Below are 18,814 nucleotides of genomic sequence, written 5' to 3'. Positions count from 1 at the left end.
GAGTGTCGTATTGCGCAACAGACCGCTTGAAACCCGTAAGGCAGGGCGAAGAACCCGAACAAGCCACGCGCATGTCGTCGATGAACTCGGAAGGGGAATCGTCGCCGGCACCTATCCCGTCGGCACGATCCTGCCCGGAGACGGAGAGCTGGCGCAGCGCTTCAAGGTCTCGCGTACGGTGCTGCGTGAAACGATGAAGACGCTCGCCGCCAAGGGCATGGTCGTTGCAAAGGCGCGCGTCGGTACGCGTGTGACGGAAAAGAACTTCTGGAACATGTTCGACACCGAAATCATATCCTGGCATTTCGCCAATGGTGTGAGTGAAGAATTCCTCCTGCAGCTTTACGATATCCGCCTCGCTTTCGAACCCTTCGCTGCCGGCCTCGTGGCAGAGCGCGCAAATCCGGCCGAGATCGAATTGCTGCGCGGCCTAGCGCTCGATATGGCTGCAAGCGGCCACACGTCCGAGAGCCTCGCGCTTGCCGACCTGCGTTTCCATCTCGCTGTTTCCGAAGCTTCCCACAACCCGTTCATGCGTACACTCGGCGGGCTTATCGAGGCAGCACTCGTCGGCATGTTCCGCATGAGCACGCCGCCATCCCAGAGCGGTTTCGCCAACATCGCCGAGACCCATATGCGCATCGTCGATGCTATCGCCGCAGGCAATACCGCTGCCGCACGCAAGGCGATGGAAGATGTCATCGTAGAGGGCAGAGAGCACGTCCACGAAGCCTTCTCCGCGCTCGCCGAGCCTATCGTTTCCCTGCCGATTTCGTCTTTTTGAAGCCTCGCCTTGCTGCTATGAGCGGCAGAACAGCCGATTAGCAATGGATTCTCGGAGTCTGCCTATGGAACGCACCTGCCTTGCCGTCATTCTCGCCGCCGGTGACAGCACGCGAATGAAATCTGCAAAGTCGAAGGTGCTGCATGAGGTGGCCGGCCGGCCGATGATCGCCCATGTCGTCGATGCGGTAGCAGCAACCGGAATTTCCTCCGTAGCCCTCGTCGTCGGCCGCGATGCCGAGAAGGTGGCGAAGGCTGCCGATATCGGTGGCGTAAAAATCCAATCCTATTTGCAGGAGCGGCGCCTCGGCACCGGCCATGCCGTTCTCGCCGCCCGTGAGGCGATTGCCGAGGGTTACGACGATATCCTCGTCACCTATGGCGATGTGCCGCTGCAGACCGCCGGCCCGCTGCTCGAAGCGCGCAAGGCGCTGGCCGAAGGCAGCGACATCGTCGTCATCGGTTTCCACACGGACCGCCCGACCGGCTATGGGCGCCTGCTCGTCAAGGATGGTGAGCTGATCGCCATCCGCGAGGAAAAGGATGCGACGGATGCCGAGCGCACCGTCAAGTGGTGCAATAGCGGCCTGATGGCGATCAATGGCCGCAAGGCGCTCGACCTTTTGTCGCGCATCGGCAACAGCAATGCCAAGGGCGAATATTATCTGACCGATCTCGTGGAGATCGCCCGTTCGCTTGGTGGCCGCGTCACTGCTGTCGATGCGCCGGAGGTTGAAATGACCGGCTGCAACAATCGCGCCGAACTCGCTGCCATCGAACGGCACTGGCAGGAGCGTCGCCGCCACGAATTGATGCTCTCGGGTGTGACGATGATCGCCCCGGAAACGGTCTTCCTCTCTTATGATACCGTCATCGGCCAGGATGCGCTGATCGAGCCGAATGTCGTTTTCGGCCCCGGCGTCGTCATCGACAGCGGCGCAGTTATCCATGCCTTCTCGCACATCGAGGGCGCGCATGTGAGCGAAGGCGCAACGGTCGGTCCTTTCGCGCGTCTGCGCCCAGGTGCGGATCTGTCGGCCGGTTCCAAGGTCGGCAATTTCTGCGAGGTCAAGAACGGCAAGATCGGCGAGGGCGCCAAGGTCAACCATCTGACCTATATCGGCGACGCCGTTATCGGATCAGGCACCAATATCGGCGCCGGCACGATCACCTGCAATTATGACGGGGTGAACAAGTTCGAGACGATCATCGGCAAGGATGCCTTCATCGGCTCGAATTCCTCGCTGGTTGCCCCCGTCACGATCGGCAACAGCGCTTATATCGCGTCGGGCAGCGTCATCACCGCCGATGTGCCGGCCGAGGCGCTCGCCTTCGGCCGTGCCCGTCAGGAAATCAAGCCCGAGCGGGCCAGACTTCTGCGCGAACGGGCGCTTGCCATCAAGGCGGCGAAGAAGGCCAAGGCCTGAGCTTTCTTCCGTAACCGGCGGAAACCGAAAGTGACCGCCGTACCAATTGAGAAATAAGCGAGAATCGCTAGGAGTGGCCTCAGGATTAAAGGCCGAGGGGACGTTTGCATGTGCGGAATTGTGGGGATCGTTGGAAATGCGCCGGTTGCGGGCCGTCTCGTTGATGCGCTGAAGCGGCTGGAATATCGCGGTTACGATTCCGCCGGTGTCGCCACGATCCATGAGGGCGTGATGGATCGCCGCCGCGCCGAGGGCAAGCTCTTCAATCTGGAGAAGCGCCTCGACAGCGAGCCGCTTCCGGGAACGACCGGCATTGCCCACACGCGCTGGGCAACCCATGGCGTGCCGAACGAGACCAACGCCCATCCGCATTTCGTCGAAGGCGTCGCCGTCGTCCATAACGGCATCATCGAAAATTTCTCCGAACTGCGCGATGAACTGAGCCACGAAGGCGCTGCCTTTCGAAGCCAGACCGATACCGAAGTTGTCGCCCACCTCATGGCGAAATATCTGCGCGAAGGCCTGTCGCCGCGCGAAGCCATGCTGAAGATGCTGAACCGCGTCACCGGCGCCTATGCGCTCGCCGTCATGCTGAAGAGCGACCCCGACACGATCATGGCCGCCCGCTCCGGCCCGCCGCTTGCCATCGGTTATGGCAGGGGCGAGATGTTCCTGGGATCGGATGCCATCGCGCTGTCGCCCTTCACCAACGAGATCACCTATCTCGTCGACGGCGATTGGGCCATAATCACCCGCGATAGCGCGACCGTGCTCGATTTCTCCGGCAAGGTGGTCAAGCGCCCGCGGCAGATCTCCCAGGCGACCGCCTATGTCGTAGACAAGGGCAATCACCGCCACTTCATGGAAAAGGAAATCTACGAGCAGCCGGAGGTCATTTCCCACGCGCTCAGTCACTATGTGGATTTCGCAGCCAATACGATCAGTCCGAATGCATCCGCCATCGATTTCAAGGCGGCGACCGGTCTTGCCATTTCGGCCTGCGGCACGGCCTATCTTGCCGGCTTGATCGGCAAATACTGGTTCGAGCGCTATGCGCGCCTGCCGGTCGAAATCGACGTCGCTTCGGAATTCCGCTACCGCGAAATGCCGCTGCAGCCCTCGCAGGCAGCGCTCTTTATTTCGCAGTCGGGCGAGACCGCCGATACGCTGGCGTCGCTGCGCTACTGCAAGGAAAACGGCCTGAAGATCGGCGCCGTCGTCAACGTGCGGGAATCGACCATTGCCCGCGAATCCGATGCGGTCTTCCCGATCATGGCCGGCCCGGAAATCGGCGTCGCCTCCACCAAGGCTTTCACCTGCCAGCTTGCCGTGCTTGCTTCGCTGGCGATTGGCGCCGGCCGCGCCCGCGGCACGATCAGCGCTGACGACGAGAAGGCAATGGTGCGCCACCTGGCCGAAATGCCGCGCATCATGAGCCGAGTCCTGAACCTCGTCCAGCCGCAGATGGAAGGCCTGTCGCGCGAACTCTCCAAGTGCAAGGACGTGCTCTATCTCGGCCGCGGCACCAGCTTCCCGCTTGCAATGGAAGGCGCGCTGAAGCTCAAGGAAATCTCCTATATTCACGCCGAAGGTTATGCCGCCGGTGAGCTGAAGCACGGACCGATCGCACTGATCGACGAAAATATGCCCGTCATCGTCATCGCGCCCTATGACCGTTTCTTCGAAAAGACCGTGTCCAACATGCAGGAAGTCGCAGCCCGCGGCGGCCGCATCATCTTCATCACCGACGAGAACGGTGCGGCTGCCTCCAAGCTGCCGACAATGGCGACGATCACGCTTCCTGTCGTCGATGAGATCATCTCGCCGATGATCTTCTCGCTGCCGATCCAGCTGCTTGCCTATCACACGGCAGTCTTCATGGGCACGGACGTGGACCAGCCGCGCAATCTCGCGAAATCGGTGACTGTGGAGTAAGCCTTCAGGGGTTGAAACATGTTGTGCGACAAGGCGAATTCTGGCAGTTTTGAGCCTACGGACACAGGGGGAGGCCGGTTCGACGGCCTGTCTGAAGACTGAAACGGAGTTCATCAGAAAAGATGACCGAGAAGGCTCCCCGAGTGCCGGTCGCAATGCGGCTGAGGAATAATTTTCTCGCCGGACTTATCATCTGCGCACCGATCGCGATCACCATCTGGCTGACCTGGACCTTCATCCATTGGTCGGACAGTTGGGTGCGGCCTTATATCCCGGCGCGCTGGAATCCCGAGAGCTACATCAACTTCGCCATACCCGGTTTCGGCCTGCTGATTGCCGTGGTGCTGATCACCATCGTTGGTTTCCTCGGCAAGAACCTTATCGGCCAGAGCATTGTCCGCTTCGGCGAATCCATCGTGCATCGCATGCCGCTGGTGCGTACCGTCTATAGGAGCGTCAAGCAGATCTTCGAAACAGTTCTGAAAGAGCAGTCGAATTCCTTCAAGAAGGTCGGCCTCATCGAATATCCGGGGCCGGGCCTCTGGGCACTGGTCTTCATCGCCACCGATGCCAAGGGCGAGATCGGTTCGAAGTTCAATGCAATGGGGCAGGATATGGTTGCCGTCTTCCTGCCGCCGACGCCGGTGCCGACGGCGGGCTTCCTCATCTTCGTGCCGCGCGAGAAGATCGTCATGCTCGACATGAGCCCGGAAGATGCGGCCAAGTTCCTGATATCAGGCGGCCTCGTTGCCCCCGAACACTTGCCCGTCGTGCGTCCCAAGCCTAAGGCGATATCCAAGGTCGACTAGCCTGCCCTCAGGAAGCGGATCGCTTCGTCGCGGCGGAAGAGGTAGAGTAGGGTGCGCACTGCCTCGCCGCGTTCGCTCGTCAGGTCCGGATCGCGCTCGATCAGATAGGCGGCGTCCTTGCGGGCGATTTCGAGCAGATCGGCATGCGCCTCGATACTGGCGATACGAAACCCCGGCGTGCCTGACTGACGTGTGCCGAGAAGCTCGCCTTCGCCTCTGAGCTTCAGATCTTCCTCGGCAATCCGGAAGCCGTCCTCGGTCTCGCGCATGATCGAAAGCCGCGCATGGCCTGTTTCACCGAGCGGCCCCTTATAAAGCAGGATGCAGGTGGAAGCCTCGTCGCCACGGCCGACACGACCGCGAAGCTGATGCAGCTGCGCCAGGCCAAAACGCTCGGCATGTTCGATCACCATGATCGTCGCATCCGGCACGTCGACGCCGACTTCGACGACGGTCGTCGCCACCAGCAACCGTAATTCGCCGCTCTTGAAGGCGAGCATGACCGCATCTTTCTCCGGTCCGCTCATCCGCCCGTGAATGAGGCCGATGCCAGGACCGAGTGCGGAGACGAGCGTCGCATGCCGCTCCTCCACCGACATCAGATCAACTTCTTCGGATTCCTCGACCAACGGGCAGATCCAGTAGGCCTTCTTGCCTTCCGCCAGCGCGCTCTTGAGGCGGCCGACGATCTCACCGGTCCGCTCGATCGGAACTGTGATCGTTTGGATCGGCTTTCGACCTGCCGGCTTCTCCGTCAGCTTGGAGACATCCATGTCGCCGAAGGCTGCCAGCACCAGCGTGCGCGGGATCGGTGTTGCCGTCATGACCAGCATATGCGGCGAAATGCCCTTTGCCGTCAGCCGCAGGCGTTGGTGCACACCGAAACGGTGCTGCTCGTCGACGACAGCCAGCATCAGGTTCTTGTAGTTGACGCTATCCTGGAAGAGCGCATGCGTGCCGATGATGATCTGCGCTTCGCCCGACGCAATGCGCTCGAGAATATCCTCTCGCTCACGGCCCTTGGTTCGGCCCGTCAGCACTTCGACGCCAAGGCCCGCCGCATCAGCGAATTTCGAGATCGTTGCATGATGCTGGCGCGCGAGGATTTCGGTCGGCGCCATCAGCACGGCCTGTCCGCCGCTCTCGATGACCGCAGCCATTGACAGCAGCGCAACCAGCGTCTTGCCGGAGCCGACATCGCCCTGGAGAAGCCGCAGCATACGTTCATCGCCGGCCATGTCCTTCAGGACATCGGCAACAGCCTCGGTCTGGCTGCGCGTCGGAGAAAAAGGAAGGCTTTGCAATATCTTGCCGCTGATTTCTCCAGTAGCATGTACGGGTTGTCCAGCCACTTTGCGCAGCCGTTGGCGCACCAGCGCAAGCGATAGCTGGCCGGCCAGAAATTCGTCATAGGCAAGCCTGCGACGGGCAGGGGTCTGCGGATCTATGTCAGAGGTGTCCCGCGGCTCGTGCAGCATATGGAAACTGTCGCGGATAGAGGGCAGGCCCTGCTTCTGCGCCAGCGAAAGATCGATCCATTCCGGCAATTCCGGCATGCGCGGCAGCGCCGCCTCGATGATCTTGCGCAGCGTCTTCGGCGAAAGCCCCGCCGTCAGCGGATAGATCGGCTCGATCAGCGGTAGGTTCTCACCCTCGCTTGCCTTGACGATATAGTCGGGGTGAACCATCGAAGCGCGGCCGTTGAACCAGTCGACCTTGCCGCTGACGGTCACTTCCTCGTCGATCGGGAGCTGTTTCTCCAACCACGCGGCTTGTCCGCGGAAGAAGACGAGCGACAGCTCACCGGTCTCGTCATGCAGGAAGACGCGGTAGGGAACGTTGCGATTGCCGCGCGGTGGCGCCTGATGCCTGTCCACACGCGCCGTGATCGTCACGATCGCGCCTTGCGGCGCGCGGGCGATCCCCGGCTGGTTGCGCCGGTCTATCAGCGAATGGGGCGCATGGAACAGAAGGTCGATGACTCGGCAATCCTCGGGCGTCTCGCGTCCGAGCAGCTTGACGAAGAGCTCCGAGATCTTCGGGCCGATGCCTGGAAGGCCCGAGACGGGAGAAAACAGCGGATCGAGAATGGCGGGGCGCATAGGCGCCAAAATGCGATGAACAATAGGGCCTTGGCAAGGCTGACAAGCCGCTTTCGAGGGTCTATAGAGGCGCATCAACAAGGAAGGTGATGCCATGACAGGTGTAACGCTCACGAGCGCCGGTCTCGACCCCCGCCGCCGCCGGATTCTGTTCCGCTGCTGGCATCGCGGTATCAGAGAGATGGATCTTGTCTTCGGTCAGTTTGCTGAAAACGAACTTCCCACCATGAGCGAAGCCGAACTCGATGAGTTCGAGACGATCATGGGCGAAGAGGATAACGACCTCGTGCGCTGGATCATGGGAACCTGGCCGACGCCCGAGCATTTACGGACACCCATGTTTGCCCGCATCGCCGCCTACAAACCCGATTTCGACCTGCCCAGGAAGCCGGAATGATCCCTGGTTTTGATGCCAAAAAGCTCGCAGCTGCCGCCGAGCCGCTGACGATCGGCAACGTGCCTGCGGGCATGGAGCCGCTGCTGCTTGCCGAACTCGCCCGCAATGGTGAGCCGGTGGCCTATGTCCTGTCGGACGGTCAGCGCATGGCCGATCTGGAGCAGATGCTGGGCTTCGTCGCCCCCGATATCCCGGTCCTGACGCTGCCCGCCTGGGACTGCCTTCCCTATGACCGCGTCTCGCCGAGCGCCGATACATCGGCAAGGCGTCTCGCCGCCCTTTCGGGCCTAATTGCGCATCACAAGAAGCCGCACGCGGCAATCGTGCTCGTGACTGTCAATGCCCTGCTGCAGAAAGTGGCGCCGCAGGACATCATCGAAAGCCTGGCCTTCTCGGCTCGCCCCGGCAATCAGGTGCGGATGGATGATATTGCCGGCCGGCTGGAGCGCAACGGCTTCGAGCGTGTGGCAACCGTGCGCGAGGTCGGCGAATATGCCGTGCGCGGCGGCATTCTCGATGTCTTTGTCCCTGGTTCGGAAGAGCCCGTGCGTTTCGATTTCTTCGGCGACACGCTGGAGAGTATCCGCAGCTTCGATCCGGCCAGCCAGCGCACGATCGGACAGGTCCGCTCCCTCGATCTCAACCCGATGAGCGAGGTGACGCTGACGCCGGATACGATCAGCCGCTTCCGCAAGAACTACCTCTCCGCTTTCGGCGCCGCGACCCGCGACGATGCGCTTTACCTTGCCGTTTCCGAAGGCCGCCGTTATCCCGGCATGGAGCATTGGCTGCCGCTCTTCTATGAGAGGCTGGATACGGTGTTCGATTACCTCTCCGGCTTTCGCATCGTCACCGACCATACGGTGCGCGAAGCCGCCGAAGAGCGCTCGAAGCTGGTCTACGATTATTACGATGCGCGCCTGAATTCCGGGCAGTCGAACAAGGGCCAGATGGCGCAGGGCACGCCCTACAAGCCCGTCGCGCCCGGCCAGCTCTATCTCGACAGCAAGACATTCGCCCGCACGCTCGATGCGATCAATGCCATCCGCGTGTCGCCCTTCAACGAGCATGAAGGGGAAGCTCGCCGCGTCGTCAATCTCGATGCACGCCAGGGACCGCGCTGGGCGCACTCCAATGCCGAAGGCGGCGGCGATGCGGAGCGCGTCAACGTCTTCGACGTCGTTGTCAAACATATCGCCGATAAGCGCGCAGGCGGCGCGAAGGTCGTTATCACAGCCTGGACCGAGGGTTCGCTCGAGCGCCTGCTGCAGGTGCTGAATGAACACGGCCTGGAACGCATCAAGCCGATCGCTGCGCTGAAGGATGTCGCGAGCCTTGCAAAGGGCGAGGCGGCGGCGGCCGTGCTCAGCTTGGAATCCGGTTTCGAGACCGGTGATCTGATTGTCGTCGGCGAACAGGATATTCTCGGCGATCGCATGGTGCGCCGCTCCCGAAGGCGCAAGCGCGCGGCCGATTTCATCTCCGAAGTCGCCGGCCTAGACGAAGGATCGATCGTCGTCCACGCCGAACACGGCATCGGCCGGTTTGTCGGCCTGCGCACGATCGAGGCGGCCGGTGCGCCGCATGCCTGCCTCGAACTGCAATATGCCGACGATGCCAAGCTCTTCCTGCCGGTCGAAAACATCGATCTCCTGTCGCGGTTCGGCGGCGAGGGTACGGAGGTGCAGCTCGACAAGCTCGGCGGCGGCGCATGGCAGATGCGCAAGGCCAAGCTCAAGAGGCGGCTGCTGGATATGGCCGACGCGCTGATCCGCATCGCGGCCGAACGCCTGACTCGCCACGCGCCCGTGTTGACGACGCCGGAAGGGCTCTATGACGAGTTCGCCGCCCGTTTCCCCTATGACGAAACGGAAGATCAGGAAAACGCCATCGAGGCCGTCCGCGGCGATCTCGGCGCCGGTCGTCCGATGGATCGCCTCGTCTGCGGTGACGTCGGTTTCGGCAAGACCGAGGTCGCACTGCGCGCTGCCTTCGTCGCTGCCATGAACGGCGTGCAGGTCGCCGTCGTCGTGCCGACGACACTGCTCTCCCGCCAGCATTTCAAGACCTTCTCAGAGCGCTTCCGTGGTCTGCCGATCCGCATCCAGCAGGCCTCGCGCCTCGTCGGCTCCAAGGAGTTGGCGCTCACGAAAAAGGAAGTGGCCGACGGCAAGACGGATATCGTCGTCGGCACCCATGCGCTGCTCGGCGCCGGCATCAACTTCGCCAATCTCGGCCTGCTGATCATCGACGAAGAGCAGCATTTCGGCGTCAAACACAAGGAGCGCCTGAAGGAGCTGAAGAGCGACGTGCATGTGCTGACGCTGTCGGCAACGCCGATCCCGCGCACGCTGCAGCTTGCCATGACCGGGGTGCGCGAACTCTCGCTCATCACCACGCCACCGGTGGACCGCATGGCGGTGCGCACCTTCATTTCGCCCTTCGACAGCCTCGTCATCCGCGAGACGCTGATGCGCGAGCATTATCGTGGTGGCCAGAGCTTCTACGTTTGCCCGCGTCTCGCTGATTTGGAAGACGTGCATGCCTTCCTGCAATCGGATGTGCCGGAGCTGAAGGTCGCCGTCGCCCACGGCCAGATGCCGGCCGGCGAACTGGAAGACATCATGAACGCCTTCTACGAAGGTCGATATGACGTGCTGCTCTCGACCACCATCGTCGAATCCGGCCTCGACGTGCCGACGGCCAATACGCTGATCGTCCACCGCGCCGATATGTTCGGCCTGGCACAGCTCTATCAGTTGCGCGGCCGCGTCGGCCGCTCCAAGGTGCGCGCCTTCGCGCTCTTCACGCTGCCAGTCAACAAGGTGCTGACGGCAACCGCCGAGCGCCGCCTCAAGGTGCTGCAGTCGCTGGACACGCTCGGCGCCGGCTTCCAGCTGGCAAGCCACGACCTCGATATCCGCGGTGCCGGCAACCTGCTCGGCGAGGAGCAATCCGGTCATATCAAGGAAGTCGGCTTCGAGCTGTACCAGCAGATGCTGGAAGAGGCGGTCGCAGAAGTGAAGGGTGTCGACGAGATCCAGGATACCGGCTGGTCGCCGCAGATATCCGTCGGCACGACTGTGATGATCCCGGAAGGTTACGTGCCCGACCTGCATCTGCGCATGGCGCTCTACCGCCGCCTCGGCGAACTCACCGATCTCAAGGAGATCGATGGCTTCGGTGCCGAGATGATCGACCGCTTTGGCCCGATGCCGGTCGAGGTCCAGCACCTGCTGAAGATCGTCTACATCAAGTCGCTCTGCCGCACCGCCAATGTCGAGAAACTCGATGCCGGCCCGAAGGGCGTCGTCGTACAGTTCCGCAACAAGGAATTCCCGAACCCGGCCAATCTGGTCGGCTATATCGGCAAGCAGGGCGCGATGGCGAAGATTCGCCCCGACCACAGCCTGTTCCTGACGCGCGACCTGCCGACGCCGGAAAAACGCCTGCAGGGTGCGGCCGTCGTCATGACGCAGCTTGCGGAGTTGGCCAAAAACTAAGGGCAGCCCGGCCAAATCGGATTGCCCCAACGGCATTTTCAGTTTGTCGATGCTGACAGGCGTCAGTTCATGCCGGCGCGTGCTTCGGCCTTCGCCTTGGCGATCTCGCGCAGCGCTCCTGCCAGCACATCCGGCGTCTGCGCGCCGCTGACGGCATACTGCTGGTCGAAGATGAAGAAGGGCACGCCGTTGACGCCCATGCGCTGCGCTGCGTCGATTTCCGAGAGAATGACGCTGCGGTCGGCGTCCGAAGCGAGCAGGGCGGCAATGACGGAGCGCTGCAGGCCTGCCTTCTCGGCGATATCGAGCAGCACTTCGTGATCGCCGACATTGCGGCCTTCCTCGAAATTGGCCTTGAACAGCGCCGAGACGACGGCCTCCTGCATCTGCCGGTCCTCGACAACAGCCCAATGGATCAGCCGATGCGCATCGAGCGTGTTCGGGCCGATCTTGATGGCTTCAAAATTGAAGTTGATGCCGACCTCGCGGCCGTAATTGGTCAGCATCTTGTGCGCCTCAGCCACGCGTTCGGCGCCGCCGAGCTTCTGTTCCAGCATCTTCTTCTGGTCGACGCCCTCGGGCGGATAGTCCGGATTGAGGCGATAGGGGCGCCAGTTGATATCGACGCCGACTTCATCCTGCACTTCGGCGATCGCCAGCTCCAGCCGCGCCTTGCCGAGATAGCACCAGGGGCAGACGACATCAGAGACAACGTCGATGGTGATGCGTTCCATTGTGATTCCTTATTCTGCCATCCCTCAGTGACGGTTGGCTCAATTGCATAAAAATTGTCTTCGACGATCTTTAGAGGAAGGTCGAGGCAAGAGAAAGGAAATAGAACGACGCCTGATGATGTGATTATTGCGCGCTCGTATCCCACCAGGTTTGCAGCTGATAGCCATAGAGCGGCACCGCATCGGGGTGCCCGATGCGCTTGTTGCGCGCCACCCATTGCTGGTCGATATGGTAGAGCGGCAGCACATAATGGTTGGACAGCAGCAGCCGGTCGTAGGAGCGGACGGAAGCTGTAAAATCCTCTGTCGAGCGCGAGCGCAGCAGATGATCGATCAGCGTATCGAGATTGGGATCGTTGGCCCCGGCGAAACTGTCCGTCCCTTCGCGCGTGCGGGCGGCGGACGACCAGCGGCCGAGTTGCTCGTTGCCCGGTGACAGCGATGAGGTGTAGGCCTTCATGATCATGTCATAGTCGAAACTGTTCGTGCGGCTCTGATACTGCGAATCGTCGACGGTGCGGATCGACGCGGCGACGCCGATCGTCTGCAGCGATCGCTGGTAGGCGACGGCCAGCTTCTCCTGGTCAGCATTCTGGGTCATGATCTCGAAGGCGAGCTGCTTGCCGCTCTGATCGGCCATCTTGCCGCCCTGGATCGTGTAGCCCCCTTGTTTCAGGAGGTCGACGGCCTGCTTCAGGACCTTGCGGTCGCGTCCCGAGCCATCGGTCACCGGCAGCTTGTAGCTGCCGTCGAGAATCGCAGGATCGATCTGGTCTTTGATCGGCCCGAGCAGCGCTAGCTCGCGCGCGTCCACCGGTACCCCGAAACTCGAGAGATCGGAATTCTGCCAGAAGCTTTGCGTTCGCTTGTAAGCGCCGGAATAGAGGTTCTTGTTGGCCCATTCGAAATCGAAGACCAGTGACAGGCCCTCGCGTACCTTGATATCGCTAAAGATCGGCCGCCGCGTATTGAAGACGAAGCCCAGCATGCCGCTCGGCAGTTTCGGTTTGAACACGTCCTTCACGACCGCGCCCGACGTTGCCGCCGGGAAATCATAGGCATTGGCCCAGTGCCCCGGATTGCCCTCCAGATAGATATCGATGTCGCCCTTCTTGAAGGCCTCGAACAGCGTCGTGTCCTGCAGGAAATACTGCACGGTGAGCTGGTCGTAATTGTCCATGCCGACCTTGGCCGGAATGCCCTTACCCCAGTAGTTCGGGTCTCGCTCGTAGGTGATGCTTTCGCCTGGCTTCAGGCTCTTGATCTTATAAGGACCGGAGCCGATGGGCGGCGTGAGCGAGCTGCGATCGAAGCTATCAGGATCGATCGCATGTTTCGGCAGGATCGGAAACAGGCCAAAAATCATCGGCGTCTCACGATCGGCCTTCTCATTGAAGGTGAAGCGCACGCTGTGGTCGCCGACCTTCTCCATTTTGGATACGAGATTGAGGCGGCTGGAGAATGGTACACGGCCCTTGTCGCGCAGCAGCTCGAAGGAAAAGATCACGTCTTCGGGCTTAACGGATTGTCCGTCGGACCACTTGGCCTTCGGATTGAGATTGAACTGGATGAAGCTGCGGTCTTCATCCCATTCCACCGTTTCCGCCAGCAGCCCATAGAGCGTGAAGGGTTCGTCGCTCGACCGCTGCAGCATTGATTCATAGATCAGATTGCCGAATTGCGGATCCCACATGCCGCGTGCCGTCGTGCGCATGCTTTTCAGGATGAAAGGATTGAGGTTATCGAAGGTGCCGACCACGCCATAGGTGATTTTCCCGCCCTTTTTCACATCGGGATTGACGTAAGGGAAGTTCTTGTAATCGGCGGGCAGCGCCGGTGCGCCATGCATGGCGATACCATGCACGGGTTCTGCGGCGGCAGCGCCGGCAACAAGCGTGAAAGCGATGAGAAGGGCGATCCGGAGCATTGCTGAAATTCCTTAATGCGCGGCAATGGGCACGATTCGCCGGAAGGGTAGCATGAGAGCGCTCAATTCCAACCGCGGCCGCCGCTTTCTTTACCTATGTGCCAAAATGCCCGCGAAATTGCCAAAGAAATGCTGGATATCTTCTACGGTGCGATGTAACACGTGACCCGAAGTTTTCGGGGTCATGCATTTGCCTTAATGTTTTAAGAGGTGGAGTGCCGAACGACCCGGTGGTTGGGGCGGCCGAACGTAGCCCCGCAACGGATATCAGGAGACGGAATTCGTTATGATGTTCAAGTCTGAAAAGAAAATGCGGGCAGCACTGTCCGTTATGGCAGTGGTCTTCGGCGCTTCGGCTCCGGTCTCGTCCTTTGCACAGGATGCGGCGGCTCAGGCTCCGGCGGCGTCAGCCGACGCTCCCGCACAGGCCGCCGGCGCGCCGCGTCTCGGCTGGTACAAGACCTGCAGCAAGCAGGAAGACAACGACATCTGCGTTGTTCAGAACCTCGTTCTCGCCAACGGCGGCCAGCTCGTTACGGCCGTCGGCCTGATCTCGGTTTCCGGCAAGATCAACCGCAAGATCCTTCAGGTTTCGGTTCCGGCTGCACGCCTGATCCCTCCGGGCATCGCCATGCAGATCGATGGCGGCAAGGGCCAGAAGCTCGACTACGCCGTCTGCCTGCCGGACAAGTGCACGGCTGAAATCCCGCTGACGGATGCCATGATCGCCAGCCTCAAGAAGGGCAGCGACGTGGTCTTCACCTCGATCAACTTCCGCCGCGCGCCGAACCCGATCAAGGTTTCGCTTGAAGGCTTCACCGGCGCATATGACGGCGAACCGGTTTCCGAATCGAAGCTCGCCGAAAGCCAGCGCAGCCTGCAGGACAGCATGCAGAAGAAGGCCGAAGAAGCCCGCAAGAAGCTGGAAGACGCCCAGAAGGCAGCAAAGGCCCAGTAATAAGAGCCTTCAGGAATTCATGAAAAACCCGGCTTCGAGCCGGGTTTTTCATTGCCAAAAAGAAAGGCCCCGACATGCGGGGCCTTGTCATGGGGGTTATATGTTCCGACTTAATGGGCGAAGCTCATCTTGGGTTTGAACTGGCCCGTCGGGCCGCGGTCGAAAATCTGTTCGACCTGCGGATTGCGAAGCGGTGTGTCGCTTTCGTCGCTCACCAGGTTCTGCTCGGAAACATAGGCGACATATTCGCTGTCATCGTTTTCGGCAAGCAGGTGGTAGAACGGCTGGTCCTTGCTGGGGCGGACTTCCGCGGGGATGGAATTCCACCATTCTTCCGTATTCGCGAACTCCGGATCTACGTCGAAGATCACGCCGCGAAACGGAAAAACCTTGTGCCGGACCACTTCGCCTATACTGAACTTTGCAACTCTTTCTTTCATGGTACGACTTCCTTTCTCACCTGATTTGGTGATCGGTCCCGCGTAAATCAAGATTTTTGCGGGGTTTCGTCACATGACTGTCATATCTGCCCATCGGCTCTTACGAGCTCCGGATCGAAAAGCCCCGGCGAACCGGGGCTTCCATTTTCCTGTCTTATGCCGAGTAGTACATGTCGTATTCGACAGGATGCGGCGTCATTTCGAAGCGCATCACCTCGGCCATCTTCAGTTCGATGAAGGCATCGATCTGATCGTCGTCGAAGACACCACCGGCCGTCAGGAACTTGCGGTCCTTGTCGAGGCTTTCGAGTGCTTCGCGCAAGCTACCGCAGACGGTCGGGATCTTCTTCAGTTCCTTCGGCGGCAGGTCGTAGAGGTCCTTGTCCATGGCCTTGCCGGGATGGATCTTGTTCTTGATGCCGTCGAGGCCGGCCATCAGCATGGCGGCAAAGGCGAGGTAGGGGTTGGCGGTCGGATCCGGGAAGCGGACTTCGACGCGCTTGGCTTTCGGGTTGGAGCCGAACGGAATGCGGCAGGAGGCCGAGCGGTTGCGGGCGGAATAGGCCAGCAGAACCGGGGCTTCATAACCCGGGACGAGACGCTTGTAGGAGTTCGTCGACGGGTTGGTGAAGGCGTTGATCGCCTTGGCATGCTTGATGATGCCGCCGATGTAGTAGAGGCAGGTTTCGGAGAGGCCCGCATATTCGTCGCCTGCGAAGGTGGGCTTGCCGCCCTTCCAGATCGACTGGTGTACGTGCATGCCCGAGCCGTTGTCGCCGAAGATCGGCTTCGGCATGAAGGTCGCCGTCTTGCCGTAGGCATTGGCCACCTGATGGACGACATATTTGTAGATCTGCATCTTGTCGGCGTTGCGAACGAGCGTGTCGAACTTGATGCCGAGCTCGTGCTGGGCTGCAGCCACTTCGTGGTGGTGCTTTTCGACGACGACGCCCATTTCGGAGAGAACCGTCAGCATTTCCGAACGCATGTCCTGGGCACTGTCGACAGGCGGAACCGGGAAGTAGCCGCCCTTGACGCGCGGACGGTGGCCGAGGTTGCCGGTCTCATAGTCGGTGTCGTCGTTCGACGGCAGTTCGGTCGAGTCGAGCTTGAAGCCGGTATTGTAGGGGTCAGCCTTGTACTTGACGTCGTCGAAGACGAAGAATTCGGCTTCAGGGCCAACGAAAACCGTGTCGCCGATGCCCGATGCCTTCAGATAGGCTTCGGCCTTCTTGGCGGTGCCGCGCGGGTCGCGGTTATAGGCCTCGCCGGAAACCGGGTCGAGGATGTCGCAGACGATGACCATGGTCGACTGGGCGAAGAACGGGTCCATATGCACCGTTTCCGGGTCGGGCATCAGCACCATGTCGGACTCGTTGATGGCCTTCCAGCCGCCGATCGAGGAACCGTCGAACATGACGCCGTCGGCGAACATGTCTTCATCGACGCAGACGACGTCCATCGTTACGTGCTGCAGCTTGCCCTTGGGGTCGGTGAAGCGCAAGTCGACGAACTTGACGTCGTTGTCCTTGATCTGCTTCAGGATTTCGCTTGCACTCGCCATGAAATGTTTCCTCTGTTTTGTGATGACGTTACATTATGTGCGATGAGGATGGGTGGGCTTTGCCGAAAGGCAAAGCTGGTCAGATGGCATCGATACCGGTTTCACCGGTGCGGATGCGGATGACCTCTTCGACGTTGGAAACGAAAATCTTTCCGTCGCCGATGCGCCCCGTCTGCGCGGCCTTGCGGATCGCGTCGATGACGGCTTCCGCGTTTTCATCTGCGAGCACGACCTCAACCTTCACCTTCGGCAGGAAATCGACGACATATTCGGCGCCGCGGTAGAGTTCGGTATGACCCTTCTGGCGACCGAAGCCCTTCGCTTCCGTGACGGTGATACCCTGCAGGCCGACTTCCTGAAGGGCTTCCTTCACTTCGTCCAGCTTGAAAGGCTTAATGATCGCTTCGATCTTTTTCATGAGAAAATGTCTCTCCGCTTCTCCGTTAAAGCAGGAACTTTCCCGCTCGCGGGATATGATGCAGATATCGTGCCAGTTTGAAATCCGTCTCACGCAAAAAATCGCGGAATTTTATACGCGCGGCCCTGTTTGCCCGCGTTTCCGTGTCGTTTTGATGAAGAACGAGGCGAACAAGGCCGCGTTTTTAACAAAAATGACGTGAAATGCGAAAAAATCGTCTCGTAGTCGGCTTCATGAGGCGCGCTACGATTCGATTAAAAAATATGCAAATGCAAAAAGTATGTGCTTTTGTTTTTGCGATCATACGGTTGTTTTTTAGGCGCTTTTTGAATTGAATGAGTTCATGAGCGAACGCCTTTCCGATCTTCTCCTGACACCTGCTGAAATGGCTGCAGCCGATAAGGCCGCAGCTGCATCTGGTATCGATTCCTACGGCCTGATGGAGAAAGCAGGTGCTGCGGTCGCTGCCGCGGCGTTGCGCCTTTATCCAGGCGCCTCACGCTTCGCCGTGTTCTGTGGTCCTGGCAACAATGGCGGCGACGGCTATGTCGTCGCCAGGCTTCTGCAGGAGAGCAGTGCGCCGGTGGAGATCTTCCATCTCGGCGATCCGGACAAACTGAAGGGAGACGCGGCTTGCGCGAGGGCAGCTTGCACGCTGAAAGGACGGGATATCAGCCATTATCTCCCGCAGCAGGATGATATCGTCATCGACGGTCTCTTTGGCGCTGGCCTTGCGCGTGATGTCCCGCCCGACGTGGCCGATCTGATCCGAAAGGTCGAAAAGGTCAATATTCCCGTCATCGCCATCGATCTGCCCTCTGGCCTCGACGGCCGCACTGGCGCCGTGCTCGGAGCTGCCTTCCGTGCAGCACATACGGTGACCTTCATGACCCGTAAACCTGGCCATCTGCTGATGCCGGGCAGGGAGCTTTGCGGCGACCTGGAAGTCTTCGATATCGGCATTCCCGGCCGCATCGTCAGGGCGCAGACGAGTGGCTTCGTGGCCGAGAACACGCCCGCCGCCTGGCGCGCTGCCTTGCCGGCCGAACAGGTGGAAACCCACAAATATAAGCGCGGCCATCTGGTCGTGTTTTCGGGAGAGGCAAGCAAGACGGGGGCAGCCCGCATGTCGGCGACGGCAGGCCTCAAGTCTGGGGCAGGGTTGGTCACCATCGCCGCGCCGGTGGACGCTCTCGCCGCCAACAGCGCCCATCTGACAGCCGTCATGCTGCACGCCATCGATGATGCAGCCGCATTGGAGGACTGGCTGAAGGACGCACGCCTTCAGAGCTTCGTTCTCGGCCCCGGTTTCGGCATTGGAAAGAAGGCCCGCGATTTCGTGTCACTGCTGCGCGAGCGCCATCTCGTTCTCGACGCGGACGGCATCAGCTCCTTCAAGGACGATCCGCAGGCGCTTTTCGAGTTGTTCAAGGGAGAGCCTCGGCTCGTCCTGACGCCGCATGACGGTGAATTCGCCCGCCTCTTTCCCGATATTGCTGCCGACAAGAAGGCAGGCAAGATGGACAAGGCTCTCGCCGCTGCTAGTCGCGCCAACGCCGCTGTCATCTATAAGGGTGCCGATACGGTCATCGCCTCACCGGACGGCCGGGCGCTGATCAACGCCAATGCCCCGGTATGGCTTGCCACCGCCGGTTCCGGCGATGTGCTGGCTGGCATCATCGGCGGCTTGCTCGCCCAGGGCCTGCCGGCCTTCGAGGCGGCGGCTGCAGGTGTCTGGTTGCACGGAGAGGCGGGACATCGTGCCGGCAAGGGCCTGACGGCCGAAGACCTCGCCGCGCACGTACTGCCCTTCTGAG

Annotated in this window: 14 protein-coding genes; 8 read left to right on the top strand and 6 right to left on the bottom strand. The window is 60.7% G+C overall.

Annotated elements, in window-relative coordinates; genetic code table 11:
- The first annotated feature begins 10 nt into the window (after positions 1–10).
- The 4 genes from FHT87_RS21555 (at position 11) to FHT87_RS21540 (ending at position 4,954) form a co-directional block, all read left to right on the top strand.
- Complete coding sequence (locus tag FHT87_RS21555; RefSeq protein ID WP_183729350.1) at positions 11–784, top strand: FadR/GntR family transcriptional regulator; 774 nt, start codon at positions 11–13, stop codon at positions 782–784.
- A gap of 64 nt (positions 785–848) precedes the next feature.
- On the top strand, positions 849–2,210 hold the full coding sequence (glmU, locus tag FHT87_RS21550) for a bifunctional UDP-N-acetylglucosamine diphosphorylase/glucosamine-1-phosphate N-acetyltransferase GlmU (RefSeq protein ID WP_183804806.1): 1,362 nt from the start codon (positions 849–851) through the stop codon (positions 2,208–2,210).
- A 108-nt stretch (positions 2,211–2,318) separates the two neighbouring features.
- Positions 2,319–4,145, top strand: a complete 1,827-nt coding sequence (gene glmS / locus FHT87_RS21545; RefSeq protein WP_183729344.1) for a glutamine--fructose-6-phosphate transaminase (isomerizing) — start codon at positions 2,319–2,321, stop codon at positions 4,143–4,145.
- 122 nt (positions 4,146–4,267) lie between these two features.
- A complete protein-coding gene (locus tag FHT87_RS21540; RefSeq protein WP_183729341.1) occupies positions 4,268–4,954 on the top strand; it encodes a DUF502 domain-containing protein in 687 nt (228 codons plus the stop codon).
- On the opposite strand, the gene recG is transcribed toward FHT87_RS21540, so the two are convergent.
- Positions 4,951–7,056: an ATP-dependent DNA helicase RecG gene (gene recG / locus FHT87_RS21535; RefSeq protein ID WP_183804804.1), complete on the bottom strand. Its 2,106-nt coding sequence runs from the start codon at positions 7,054–7,056 to the stop codon at positions 4,951–4,953. The genes FHT87_RS21540 and recG overlap by 4 nt on opposite strands.
- Positions 7,057–7,150: 94 nt before the next feature.
- Here recG and FHT87_RS21530 point away from each other — a divergent pair, with 94 nt between their 5' ends.
- Positions 7,151–7,453 carry a succinate dehydrogenase assembly factor 2 gene (locus FHT87_RS21530; RefSeq protein WP_183729335.1) on the top strand — a complete coding sequence of 101 codons (303 nt, stop codon included), beginning with the start codon at positions 7,151–7,153 and terminating at the stop codon, positions 7,451–7,453.
- Positions 7,450–10,956 carry a transcription-repair coupling factor gene (gene mfd, locus FHT87_RS21525; protein ID WP_183804802.1) on the top strand — a complete coding sequence of 1,169 codons (3,507 nt, stop codon included), beginning with the start codon at positions 7,450–7,452 and terminating at the stop codon, positions 10,954–10,956. The genes FHT87_RS21530 and mfd overlap by 4 nt, the downstream gene beginning before the upstream one ends.
- Positions 10,957–11,018: 62 nt before the next feature.
- Here the strand turns inward: mfd and FHT87_RS21520 are convergent, their stop codons facing one another.
- Both FHT87_RS21520 and FHT87_RS21515 read right to left on the bottom strand, forming a co-directional pair.
- Positions 11,019–11,690, bottom strand: coding sequence for a DsbA family oxidoreductase (locus FHT87_RS21520; protein ID WP_183804800.1), 672 nt, complete (start codon positions 11,688–11,690; stop codon positions 11,019–11,021).
- A gap of 124 nt (positions 11,691–11,814) precedes the next feature.
- On the bottom strand, positions 11,815–13,617 hold the full coding sequence (locus FHT87_RS21515; RefSeq protein ID WP_183804798.1) for an extracellular solute-binding protein: 1,803 nt from the start codon (positions 13,615–13,617) through the stop codon (positions 11,815–11,817).
- A gap of 286 nt (positions 13,618–13,903) precedes the next feature.
- Here FHT87_RS21515 and FHT87_RS21510 point away from each other — a divergent pair, with 286 nt between their 5' ends.
- On the top strand, positions 13,904–14,575 hold the full coding sequence (locus tag FHT87_RS21510) for an invasion associated locus B family protein (RefSeq protein ID WP_183804797.1): 672 nt from the start codon (positions 13,904–13,906) through the stop codon (positions 14,573–14,575).
- Positions 14,576–14,685: 110 nt separating this feature from the next.
- On the opposite strand, the gene hspQ is transcribed toward FHT87_RS21510, so the two are convergent.
- The 3 genes from hspQ to FHT87_RS21495 all read right to left on the bottom strand — a co-directional run bounded on the left by hspQ (position 14,686) and on the right by FHT87_RS21495 (position 16,997).
- Entirely contained in the window at positions 14,686–15,015 is a 330-nt protein-coding gene (gene hspQ / locus FHT87_RS21505) for a heat shock protein HspQ (RefSeq protein WP_007811955.1), read from the bottom strand.
- Positions 15,016–15,169: 154 nt separating this feature from the next.
- Entirely contained in the window at positions 15,170–16,579 is a 1,410-nt protein-coding gene (glnA, locus tag FHT87_RS21500) for a type I glutamate--ammonia ligase (protein WP_183729318.1), read from the bottom strand.
- A 79-nt stretch (positions 16,580–16,658) separates the two neighbouring features.
- Positions 16,659–16,997 (bottom strand): P-II family nitrogen regulator, encoded by a 339-nt coding sequence (locus tag FHT87_RS21495; protein ID WP_003539626.1) that lies wholly within the window; start codon positions 16,995–16,997, stop codon positions 16,659–16,661.
- A 343-nt stretch (positions 16,998–17,340) separates the two neighbouring features.
- Between FHT87_RS21495 and FHT87_RS21490 the strand changes: the two genes are divergently transcribed.
- Positions 17,341–18,813, top strand: a complete 1,473-nt coding sequence (locus FHT87_RS21490) for an NAD(P)H-hydrate dehydratase (protein WP_183804796.1) — start codon at positions 17,341–17,343, stop codon at positions 18,811–18,813.
- The last annotated feature ends 1 nt before the right edge of the window (position 18,814 follow it).

This window comes from Rhizobium sp. BK316, assembly GCF_014193695.1.
GTDB lineage: Bacteria > Pseudomonadota > Alphaproteobacteria > Rhizobiales > Rhizobiaceae > Rhizobium.
Note: the sequence above shows the minus strand (reverse complement) of the source record. Positions and strands in the feature narration are given on the sequence as shown.

Bases quoted from the DNA above. Each gene is read 5' to 3' on its own strand.
- glmU (WP_183804806.1), top strand. From the start codon at position 849: ATGGAACGCACCTGCCTTGCCGTCATTCTCGCCGCCGGTGACAGCACG.
- glmS (WP_183729344.1), top strand. From the start codon at position 2,319: ATGTGCGGAATTGTGGGGATCGTTGGAAATGCGCCGGTTGCGGGCCGT.
- FHT87_RS21540 (WP_183729341.1), top strand. From the start codon at position 4,268: ATGACCGAGAAGGCTCCCCGAGTGCCGGTCGCAATGCGGCTGAGGAAT.
- recG (WP_183804804.1), bottom strand. From the start codon at position 7,056: ATGCGCCCCGCCATTCTCGATCCGCTGTTTTCTCCCGTCTCGGGCCTT.
- FHT87_RS21530 (WP_183729335.1), top strand. From the start codon at position 7,151: ATGACAGGTGTAACGCTCACGAGCGCCGGTCTCGACCCCCGCCGCCGC.
- mfd (WP_183804802.1), top strand. From the start codon at position 7,450: ATGATCCCTGGTTTTGATGCCAAAAAGCTCGCAGCTGCCGCCGAGCCG.
- FHT87_RS21520 (WP_183804800.1), bottom strand. From the start codon at position 11,690: ATGGAACGCATCACCATCGACGTTGTCTCTGATGTCGTCTGCCCCTGG.
- FHT87_RS21515 (WP_183804798.1), bottom strand. From the start codon at position 13,617: ATGCTCCGGATCGCCCTTCTCATCGCTTTCACGCTTGTTGCCGGCGCT.
- FHT87_RS21510 (WP_183804797.1), top strand. From the start codon at position 13,904: ATGATGTTCAAGTCTGAAAAGAAAATGCGGGCAGCACTGTCCGTTATG.
- hspQ (WP_007811955.1), bottom strand. From the start codon at position 15,015: ATGAAAGAAAGAGTTGCAAAGTTCAGTATAGGCGAAGTGGTCCGGCAC.
- glnA (WP_183729318.1), bottom strand. From the start codon at position 16,579: ATGGCGAGTGCAAGCGAAATCCTGAAGCAGATCAAGGACAACGACGTC.
- FHT87_RS21495 (WP_003539626.1), bottom strand. From the start codon at position 16,997: ATGAAAAAGATCGAAGCGATCATTAAGCCTTTCAAGCTGGACGAAGTG.
- FHT87_RS21490 (WP_183804796.1), top strand. From the start codon at position 17,341: ATGAGCGAACGCCTTTCCGATCTTCTCCTGACACCTGCTGAAATGGCT.